The 9,221-nt window shown below is 70.0% G+C and carries 9 protein-coding genes; 2 read left to right on the forward strand and 7 right to left on the reverse strand.

The window, feature by feature from the left end; all coding sequences use genetic code 11:
* Positions 1-3: 3 nt before the first annotated feature.
* Genes GIY56_RS11935 through GIY56_RS11945 form a run of 3 tightly spaced genes read right to left on the reverse strand, consistent with a single transcriptional unit; the run spans position 4 to position 2,380 of the window.
* Positions 4-789, reverse strand: coding sequence for a lysophospholipid acyltransferase family protein (locus GIY56_RS11935; protein ID WP_154765071.1), 786 nt, complete (start codon positions 787-789; stop codon positions 4-6).
* Positions 786-1,712 (reverse strand): cell division protein FtsX, encoded by a 927-nt coding sequence (locus tag GIY56_RS11940; RefSeq protein ID WP_328288529.1) that lies wholly within the window; start codon positions 1,710-1,712, stop codon positions 786-788. Before GIY56_RS11940 ends, GIY56_RS11935 begins: the two co-directional genes overlap by 4 nt.
* Positions 1,709-2,380: a cell division ATP-binding protein FtsE gene (locus GIY56_RS11945; protein ID WP_154765072.1), complete on the reverse strand. Its 672-nt coding sequence runs from the start codon at positions 2,378-2,380 to the stop codon at positions 1,709-1,711. The genes GIY56_RS11940 and GIY56_RS11945 overlap by 4 nt, the downstream gene beginning before the upstream one ends.
* A gap of 78 nt (positions 2,381-2,458) precedes the next feature.
* Here GIY56_RS11945 and GIY56_RS11950 point away from each other — a divergent pair, with 78 nt between their 5' ends.
* Positions 2,459-3,220 (forward strand): zinc-ribbon domain-containing protein, encoded by a 762-nt coding sequence (locus tag GIY56_RS11950; protein ID WP_154765073.1) that lies wholly within the window; start codon positions 2,459-2,461, stop codon positions 3,218-3,220.
* On the opposite strand, the gene GIY56_RS11955 is transcribed toward GIY56_RS11950, so the two are convergent.
* Genes GIY56_RS11955 through argH form a run of 4 tightly spaced genes read right to left on the reverse strand, consistent with a single transcriptional unit; the run spans position 3,221 to position 8,566 of the window.
* Complete coding sequence (locus GIY56_RS11955; RefSeq protein WP_328288530.1) at positions 3,221-5,764, reverse strand: DUF4175 domain-containing protein; 2,544 nt, start codon at positions 5,762-5,764, stop codon at positions 3,221-3,223.
* Entirely contained in the window at positions 5,755-7,020 is a 1,266-nt protein-coding gene (lysA, locus tag GIY56_RS11960) for a diaminopimelate decarboxylase (protein ID WP_154765074.1), read from the reverse strand. Before lysA ends, GIY56_RS11955 begins: the two co-directional genes overlap by 10 nt.
* Positions 7,020-7,166, reverse strand: coding sequence for a hypothetical protein (locus GIY56_RS18385; RefSeq protein ID WP_196053614.1), 147 nt, complete (start codon positions 7,164-7,166; stop codon positions 7,020-7,022). Before GIY56_RS18385 ends, lysA begins: the two co-directional genes overlap by 1 nt.
* Entirely contained in the window at positions 7,163-8,566 is a 1,404-nt protein-coding gene (gene argH, locus GIY56_RS11965; protein ID WP_154765075.1) for an argininosuccinate lyase, read from the reverse strand. Before argH ends, GIY56_RS18385 begins: the two co-directional genes overlap by 4 nt.
* A 23-nt stretch (positions 8,567-8,589) precedes the next feature.
* On the opposite strand from argH, the gene GIY56_RS11970 reads away from it, so the two are divergent.
* Positions 8,590-9,135, forward strand: a complete 546-nt coding sequence (locus tag GIY56_RS11970) for a TlpA disulfide reductase family protein (RefSeq protein ID WP_154765076.1) — start codon at positions 8,590-8,592, stop codon at positions 9,133-9,135.
* The last annotated feature ends 86 nt before the right edge of the window (positions 9,136-9,221 follow it).

The following is a 9,221-nucleotide window of genomic DNA, read 5'->3' on the forward strand; positions in this document are numbered from 1 at the left end:
GGGTCAGGCCACCGCCACCGTTTCGCCCCGGAACCCCGCCTCGGCCATCAGGCGGTCGGAATGGGTCTCGACCTCGGCCTCCAGCCGGGGGACGAAGCCCTCGGCCGGAACCTCGGGCGGCAGGACCGGCAGGAACTCGACCACGGCGCGGCCGGGGCGGATCCCCCATCCCTTGCGCGGCCAGAACAGGCCGGTGTTGACCGCGACCGGCACGACCGGCAACCCGGTTGCCGCGCGGATGGTGCTGACGCCGTGCTTGTAGGGGCGGCGTTCGCCCGGCTTCGTGCGCGTGCCCTCGGGATAGATGATCAACTGGCCCAACCCCTCGCCCGCCAGGCGGCGGTTGATCTCGCCGGAAATCGCGCGCATGGCGTCGCGGCCCCGGGTGCGGTCGATGGGGATGCAGCCGGTCTTCCAGGCATACCAGCCCATGATCGGCACGCGCATGACCTCGCGCTTCATGATGAAGGCGCGGCGGGGGACGGCATGGGCGATGACCAGGATGTCCAGGAAGCACTGGTGCTTGGCGGCGATGATGCAATCCTCAGTCGGCGGCGTTCCGCGCACCTCGCAGGACACGCCCAGGTGCAGCCGCGCCGCCCACAGCATGTAGCCGATCCAGCGCGTCGCCACCCGGTTCGCGCCCGCCCGGCCATCGCGCAAAAGCGCGGGCAGGCCCAGCAAGCCGATCACCACCGTCGCCACCGCGACATGCAGGTAATAAAGCGCGTTCTGCACGTATTGCCAGACCGTCAGCCGGCCGGGCACGGGCGAGGCCCGGTTGCTCATCGCACGGCACCCAGCATCTTCAGCGCCGCCCAGCGGGTGGCGAAGAACCCGACGGCCCCAGCCACCACCGGGATCAGCAGCGGCAGCAGCCAGCCCCATCCCTGAAAGCCCAGGCCGGTCAGGAACCCGCCCGCAGCCTCCATGCCCGGCAGCATGGCGATGCCCGCCATCCCGCACAGCGTGCCGGCCGTCGCGCCGATGGCCGCCCGCTTGGTGAAGCGGCGCACGAAGGCGGTGGCGATGGTGATGTCGCGCGCCCCGATCAGCCGCAGCACCCGGATCACCTGCCCGTTCGCCGCCAGCGCCGCCTTGGCCGCCAGCGTGATCATGGAGGCCGAGGCCGCCGCGATCAGCAGCAGCGATACGATGCCCAGCACCCGCAGCCGGTTCGCGGCCGTCACCAGCGGACGGCGCCATTCGGTGTGATCGTCCAGCACCGCGCCCGGCGCTTCGGCCTCCAGCCGCAGGCGCAGGCCCTGGACATCGAAGTCCTCGTCCACGATCGGCAGGTCGATCAGCGAGGGCACGGGCAGCGCATCGACGGGCATGTCGGGACCGAACCACGGGGCCAGCAGTCGGGCCACCTCCTCGGGCGGCAACAGGCGGGGCTGGCCCGCCCCCGGCGTCGTCGCAAGCACCTGCATCGTGGCCTGGGTCCGGGCCGCCTGTTCGTCCAGGGGCGCGCTGACGCGGACCGTCACGGAACCTGCCAGTTCGCCGGACCAGCGTTCGGCCAGCCGCCCCGTCGCCAGCGCCAGGGCCAGCGCGAAGACCGCAAGGAACGCCATGGCGCCTGCCGAGAACAGCGTCAGCTGCGCGGTGATCCCCGTGGGCGGCACGATCCGGTCGCCCGAGCCACCGTCGCGCATCAGCCCCTGCCACAGCGCTCTTGGGTTCAGCGTGCGAAAATCGGTCCCCATCACAGATCGGCCCCCGCCAGGTTCAACGTCCCGTTCGCGATGCGCAGCACGCGCGCCGCGACCTGCGCCTTGGTGGCGCGGATCAGGTTCAGGTCATGGGTCGCGACCAGCACGGTCTTGCCCGACTTGTTCAGCTCGATCAGCAGTTGCATCAGGCGCATCGACATGTCCCAGTCCAGGTTGCCCGTGGGTTCGTCGGCCAGGATCAGGTCGGGCGACAGGATCACCGCCCGGGCCAGCGCCGCCCGCTGCCGTTCGCCGCCCGACAAGGACGGCGGCAGGGCGCGGGCGTGGTGCGACAGGCCGACCCATCCCAGAAGGTCGCGCAGCGCCTCCATGTCCACCTCCTGCCCGGAAACCGTCAGCGGCAGGGCCAGGTTCTCGGCCACGGGCAGGTGGTCCAGGAACTGCGTGTCCTGATGCACGACCCCGATCCTGCGCCGCAGGTCGGCGATCCCGTCGCGCGACAGTTGCCGCACATCCTCGCCAAAGGCGGTCATCTGCCCCGTCGTGGGCAGCAGATCCGCATAGCACAGCCGCAAGAGCGTAGTCTTGCCCGATCCCGAAGGCCCGGTCAGGAAATGGAACATGCCGGACTGCAGCGTCAGCGTCATATTCGACAACAGCTCGGTCCCGCCATAGCCGAAGCCGACATCCCGCATCTCGATCAAGCGCCGTTCCTTTCCTGCTTTCCGCCCCTGCCCGGCTTGGAAGCCGGCCCCGCGCTTGATAGAACAGCCACAAGGCGAATGCGAGGGGTCGGGATGGCGGAAATACGGTTGATCTGTCCGGGCTGCGCCGCGGAATACCGCCTGCCCGACACCGCCATCCCCCCCGAGGGGCGCGAGGTCGAATGCAGCGCCTGCGGCCATGTCTGGCACGCCGCGGCACCATCCGCCCGGCTGCCGCCTGCCGGCGGCCTGCCGCGCATCCCTGCCCCGGGCGAGGCCCCCCCGCAGTTGAGCCGCCGCCTGCCCGACACCGTGCTGGACATCCTGCGCGACGAGGTCGAGCACGAGCGCCGCGCCCGCGCAGCCGAGAGCGAGGGCGAGGCGCCTTCCTTGCCCGCCCGGTCCGCCGCTCCGCACCGTCCCGCAGCGGATCCCGAATGGCCCGCCACGACCATCACCCGCCATGTCGATCCAAGGCCGGTCGAGGGTGCGCCCCCTTCGCCCCCATCCAGGCCCGCGCCGGCCCGTCCCCAACCCGCGCCCGCGTACCCGATGCGGGCGGAACCGGCAGAACCCCTGCCGCAGGCGGAAAGCCCCCTGCCGGACCGGGTCCCGCCCGCACCCGAACCGCCCGCGCCTGCTTCCCGGCCCGCGCGCGCGGGCTATGCGGCGGGCTTCGGCCTGGCCGCCATGCTGACCGTGGCTTGCGTGGCGCTCTACCTGCTGGCCCCGGCGCTGTCGGACCAGGGTTCCCTGGGCGAGGGGGTGATGCAGATTCGCGGGCAGGTGGACGAGGCCCGGCTGTGGCTGCAGGACCGCGCGGCCAGCCTGACCCGCTGATCAGAAGCGGTCCAGCAACCGGCCCAGATAGTCGCGTTCCGCCTCGGGGCGTTCGGGCTGGCCGCTGCGGCGGCGGATTTCATCCAGCAGGTCGCGCGCCCGGCGCGCGGGATCCACGCCCTCGGCCAGGGGATCGCCCCCGGCGATGACATTGCCGTTGCCGTCGCGCTGACGGCCCAGCGGATCCAGCGCGGGACGCTGGTCATAGGCCTGCCCCTGGGCACCCGCGCGGTCGCCGCCGCCGGGCTGCTGGCCTTCCTGCCCCTGCTGCTGGCCCTGCTGCCCCTGCTGGCCCTGGCCTTGCTGGGCCAGCATGTCGCCCAGGGCGCGCATCCCCTCGCGCATGGATTCGATGGCATCGGCCTGGCGCTGCAGGGCGCCGCCCGTGTCTCCCTCGCGCAGGGCCTGTTCGGCATCCTCCATCGCGCGGCCTGCCTCGTCCAGCTGGCGCCGCGCCTGGTCGCCGCCGGGCGATCCCTGGCCGGGCAGCAATCCCTGCTGCCGGCCCAGTTCCTGGCGCAACTGCCGCTGCTGGTCGGCCAGGCCTTCGGCATTCGGGGACGGCTGGCCCATCTGGCCCTGGCCGAACTGGTCCTGCATGTCCTTGAACGCCTCATCCGACAGGCGCTGCTGTTCGCGCAGCGTCTCGGCCAGGCGGTTCATCGGCTGGTTGCCGCTGCTGCCCCCCTGCCCTTCGCCACCCTGGCCTTGGCGGACCTGGAGGTTCTCCATCATGCGGTTGAACTGTTCCAGCAGTTCCTGCGCCTCGGCCATGCGGCCTTCGTTCATCAGGCGCTGGATCTCGTCCATCATCTGCTGGATCTGGTCGCCGGTGATCTGCTGGCCCGGCTGGTTCTGGGTGAACCGTTCCGCCGGATCCTGCTGCCCCTGCTGGGCCAGCATGTCGGTATAGGCGTCCGTCGCCTCCTTCAGCTCATCCATCAGGCGCTGGATTTCGTCGGGGCTGGCACCGTTGCGGATCGCCTCGGACAGTTTTTCCTGCGCCTGGCGCATCCGTTCCAGGGCGTCGGACAGCCCGCCATCCTCAAGCTGGATCGCCGCCTGCCACAGCGCCTCGGCCAGGTCATCGCGGGCCTTGTCGGTCAGCCTGTCGCCTTCCAGCAACGTGACCGCGCCGCGCAGTTCCAGATACAGCGGCTGCTCGACGAAGCCCTGGGGCTGCCACGTCACTGCGCGCAGGATTTCCGCGCTGCGCCCGGCATTCTCGCGCGACCACAGCAAGTCGCGCCGCATCTCGATCAGCGCGGCGGCGAGCGGGTTGAAAAAGCGCCGCCCCGGCAGGACAGTGCGCATGGGTTCGGCCTCGCCCACCTGCTCGATCCCGTCCACGGCGCGCAAGCTGACGCTGACCGGCAGGTTGGCCCAGGGGTGGCGCGACAGATCCTCGGTCAACTGGCCCTTGATCCGGTGGCGGTCGCCCCGCGGCAGGGGCAGGACCAGTTCGACCGGCTGGCGCGGCTCGGGGTCGAGGGCAAGGCCGAAGCGGCGGTCCACGGCGGGCAGATCCAGCGCGATCACCGCCTGGCCTTGGGCCACGCCGTGATCGTCCTCGGCCTCGAAATCCTGGACCATCCGGCCATCCGCGCGCCGCACCGGCGCGGCCCCGGCGCGGATCACCGGGGCGTTGTCGGGCAGCACGGTCACGTCGAAGCGGCGCCCGGCGACCTCGATCGCGCCTGACCGCTCGGCCCGGAAGCCAGGGGCCTGCGGATCCTCGCCCAAGGCCGGTCCGATGTCCTGTGTGACGGTTGCACCGTTGCCATAAAGGCGGAACGTCACGGCACTGCCCTTGGGCAGGTCCAGCGTCTGCCCTTCGGCCAGCGCGTTCAGATAAATGGTCGGACGGCGGGTATAGGCCGGGGGTTCGGCCCAGCCTTCCCAGCTGGGCCCGACCGGCACCGCGTCGCCCGTCATGGGGCGGGACACGGTGGCCGCCAAAGCCTCGATCCCCTGCCCCATCTGCGCCGCGCCGCCAAAGACCAGAGCCATGACCAGGGCCACCAGCCCCGCCAGCCGAAGCGCAAAGGGATCGCGCCGCGCCAGCCCCGCGTCGGGGCGGACCGCCTGCGCCCGCGCCGCCCGCGCCTGCATCTGGGCCAGATGCGCCTGCCACAGCGCGCCTTCGCCGCCGATGGCCGCGCGGTCGGACAGCGCCGCCAGCGGACGGCCCGGCAGGGTGCGGTCCAGCCGGTCCATCGCATCCGCCATGCGCACCCGGCGGAACCGCATCCCGCCCCGGATCGCCACGCCGACCAGCACCAGCAGCACGGCCCCGGCCAGCCAGGGCAGCACCGGCCCGGGCACGGCGGCCACCACACCCAACGCGAAGGCGGCGAAGACCAGGGCCAGCACGGTGGCCAGCGGCCAAAAGGCCCGCGCCGCCTGTTCCCACACCATGCCCCAGCGGGTCAGGCGCAGGGCGCGGGCGACAGGACCCCTCTTCTTCAGGAAAATATCCCCGGGGGTCCGGGGGTTGAAGACCCCCGGCTGCGACGGATCGGACTGGTGCCGCGTCAAAGCCATTCCGGGATGCTATCCCGGGCCAGCATCTCCTCATATGTCGGTCTTGCCCGGATGACGGCGAAGTGATCGCCGCTGACCAGAACCTCGGGCACCAGGGGCCGGGAATTGTATTCCGAGGCCATCACCGCCCCGTAAGCCCCGGCGGATCGGAAGGCGATCAGGTCGCCTGCCGCCATGGCAGGCAGGTCCGCGCCCTTCTGGAAGGTGTCGCCCGATTCGCAGACCGGTCCCACCACGTCGAAGGGCCGCACCGCCGCGCCGACCGCCGGTTCGCGCACCGGCACGATGTCGTGATGCGCGCCATACATAGCGGGGCGCGCCAGATCGTTCATGGCCGCGTCCACGATCAGGAAATCGCGCCCCTCTCCCTGCTTCACATAGATCACTTCGCTGAGCAGGATCCCGGCATTGCCAACGATGTTGCGGCCCGGCTCGATCTCGATCTCGCAGCCCAGGTCGCCCACCGTCTCGCGGATGACCGCGCCATATTCGATGGGCAAGGGGGGCGCGTTGTTGTCGCGGCGATAGGGGATGCCCAGGCCGCCGCCCAGATCAAGCCGGGTGATCGCGTGGCCGTCGGCGCGCAAGGCGCGGGTCAGGTCCGCGACCTTGGCATAGGCCGCGCGGAACGGGTCAAGGTCGGTCAATTGGCTGCCGATATGCACGTCGATCCCCACGACCTGCAACCCGGGCAGCGACGCGGCCTCGGCATAAACCTCGCGCGCCCGCGCGATGGGGATGCCGAACTTGTTCTCGGATTTCCCTGTGGCGATCTTCTCGTGCGTCTTCGCATCCACGTCGGGGTTCACGCGAACGGCCACCGGCACCGTCACGCCCATGCTGGCGGCCAGCGCCGACAGGACGCGCATCTCCGGCTCGCTTTCCAGATTGACCTGGCGGATGCCCCCCTCGATGGCCTGGCGCATCTCGGCCAGGGTCTTGCCGACGCCGGAAAAGACGATCCGGTCGCCCGGAACCCCCGCCGCCCTGGCGCGCGCGTATTCGCCGCCCGACACCACGTCCATCCCCGCGCCCAGATCGCCCAGCAGCTTCAGCACCGCCAGGTTGCTGTTGGCCTTGACGGCGAAGCAGACGAGGTGATCCGTCCAGTCCAGCGCCTGCCGGAACAGGCCGAAATGGCGCGTCAGGGTGGCGGCGGAATAAACATAGACCGGGGTGCCCACCCCTGCTGCGATGCGCGACAGGGGCACGTCCTCGGCATGAAGCTCGCCGCCTTGGTAGTTGAAATGATCCATTAAAGCTCCGTGATCACGCCCACCGTGGCGTGGCCGGAAATCGAGACGTTGGATTTCGGAGCCGTCTTCGGCGCAGGCCGTTCGGGCGGGCCATCGACGCCGCAAGCCGCTAGTGCCGCCACCGCCAGAATCGCAATCCATTTCATGCCAGTTTTCCTTTCCAGCGGGTGATCTGCGCGCGCACCTGGTCGGGCGCCGTGCCGCCATAGCTTTGCCGCGAGGCGACCGAATTGTGAACGCCCAAGACGCCGAAGACTTTATCGGTAATGCCCGCATGGACCCCCTGCATGTCCGCAAGCGTCAGGTCCGGCAGGTCGCAGCCCTTCCTCTCGGCCAGGGCCACCAGCGATCCGGTGACGTGATGGGCCTCGCGGAACGGCAAGCCAAGCTCTCGCACCAGCCAGTCGGCCAAGTCGGTGGCGGTGGAAAAGCCCGAGGCCGCGGCGGCCTCCATCCGGTCGCGGTTGGCGGTCAGGTCGGACAGCATCCCGGCCATCGCCGCCAGCGCCAGCATCAAGTGGTCGGCGGCATCGAAGACCTGCTCCTTGTCCTCCTGCATGTCCTTGGAATAGGCCAAGGGCAGGCCCTTCATCACCGTGAACAGCGCCACCGTCGCGCCCAGGATGCGGCCGATCTTGGCGCGGATCAGTTCGGCCGCGTCGGGGTTGCGCTTTTGCGGCATGATCGAGGATCCGGTGGACCACCTGTCCGACATCGACACGAAGCGGAACTGGGCGGACGACCAGATCACCAGCTCCTCGGCCAGCCGCGACAGGTGGACGGCGCAGATGGACGCGGCCGACAGGAATTCCAGCGCGAAATCCCGATCCGACACCGCGTCCAGGCTGTTGGCCATGGGCGCGTCGAACCCGAGCGCCTCGGCCGTCGCATGGCGGTCGATGGGATAGCCGGTCCCCGCCAGCGCCGCCGCCCCCAAGGGCGATTCGTTCATCCGGCGGCGGGCATCCTGAAAGCGCGACAGGTCGCGGCCGAACATCTCGACATAGGCCATCATGTGATGGCCCCAGGTCACAGGCTGGGCGGTTTGCAGATGGGTGAAGCCCGGCATCACCCAATCCGCCCCCGCCTCGGCCTGGCCCAGGGCGGCGTGGATCAGCGCGCGCAAGGCATCAATCGCCGCATCGCACTGGTCGCGCACCCACAGGCGGAAATCGGTGGCCACCTGGTCATTGCGCGACCGGCCCGTGTGCAGCCGCCCCGCCGGTTCGCCGATGATCTCCTTCAGCCGGGCCTCCACGTTCATGTGGATGTCCTCCAGCTCGGTGCGGAAGGGAAAATCGCCCGCCTCGATCTCTGACAAGACGGTGAGCAGGCCTTCCCTGATCGCCCCCGCATCGCTATCGCTGATGATGCCTTGTGCTGCCAGCATCGCCGCATGGGCACGGCTGCCCCGGATGTCCTGGGCGTAAAGCCGCCGGTCGAAGCCGATCGAGGCGTTGATCGCCTCCATGATGGCATCGGGACCTGCGGCGAAGCGCCCGCCCCACATGCTGTTGGCGGAATACTGTTGCGGCCGGTCGGTCATTGGCGCGTCCTTCGGAGGTCTTCATGCTGCATTCCGCCCTGCTTTATACGGCCCTGCTTTTCGGTGCAAACGCCGCCTTCGCGGGGCCCGTGGACTGGCAGGCCGCCAAGGACGCGGGCCTGGTCAAGCTGGTCCCGGCGGAAACGCCCGCTCCCGTGTCCGACATCGCCTTCACCGATCCCGAGGGCGGCACCCATGCGCTGGCGGATTACGAAGGCAAGGTCGTGCTGCTGAACTTCTGGGCCACCTGGTGCGCCCCTTGCCGCGAGGAAATGCCCTCGCTCGACGCCCTGCAGGCCGAGATGGGGGGCGAGGATTTCACGGTCGTCCCCATCGCCACCGGCCGCAACGCGCCCGACAGGATCGACAAGTTCTATGCGGAAACCGGATTGAAGAACCTGCCCGTCCTGCTGGATCCGCGCCAGCAGCTGGCCCGCGCGATGGGCGTGGTGGGCCTGCCGGTGACGGTGCTGATCGACCGCAACGGGAACGAGGTCGCGCGCCTGCTGGGCGAGGCCGACTGGACGGGCGAACCCGCAAAGGCCGTCATCCGGCAGTTGCTGGACTAAGACCACCTAACAAAACTTTCTGATCTGGTTGAGGCAGATGAGGGCGCAGCCGAGGAGAACGAAAGCCTCGTGGATGTCGGCGCTCC

This window comes from Paracoccus lichenicola (genome assembly GCF_009708075.1).
Taxonomy (GTDB): Bacteria; Pseudomonadota; Alphaproteobacteria; order Rhodobacterales; family Rhodobacteraceae; genus Paracoccus; species Paracoccus lichenicola.

Coding starts and splice junctions, on each gene's coding strand:
- GIY56_RS11935 (WP_154765071.1), bottom strand. CDS start 789: ATGAGCAACCGGGCCTCGCCCGTGCCCGGCCGGCTGACGGTCTGGCAA.
- lysA (WP_154765074.1), bottom strand. CDS start 7,020: ATGGATCATTTCAACTACCAAGGCGGCGAGCTTCATGCCGAGGACGTG.
- GIY56_RS11950 (WP_154765073.1), top strand. CDS start 2,459: ATGCGAGGGGTCGGGATGGCGGAAATACGGTTGATCTGTCCGGGCTGC.
- GIY56_RS11970 (WP_154765076.1), top strand. CDS start 8,590: ATGCTGCATTCCGCCCTGCTTTATACGGCCCTGCTTTTCGGTGCAAAC.
- GIY56_RS11955 (WP_328288530.1), bottom strand. CDS start 5,764: ATGGCTTTGACGCGGCACCAGTCCGATCCGTCGCAGCCGGGGGTCTTC.
- argH (WP_154765075.1), bottom strand. CDS start 8,566: ATGACCGACCGGCCGCAACAGTATTCCGCCAACAGCATGTGGGGCGGG.
- GIY56_RS18385 (WP_196053614.1), bottom strand. CDS start 7,166: ATGAAATGGATTGCGATTCTGGCGGTGGCGGCACTAGCGGCTTGCGGC.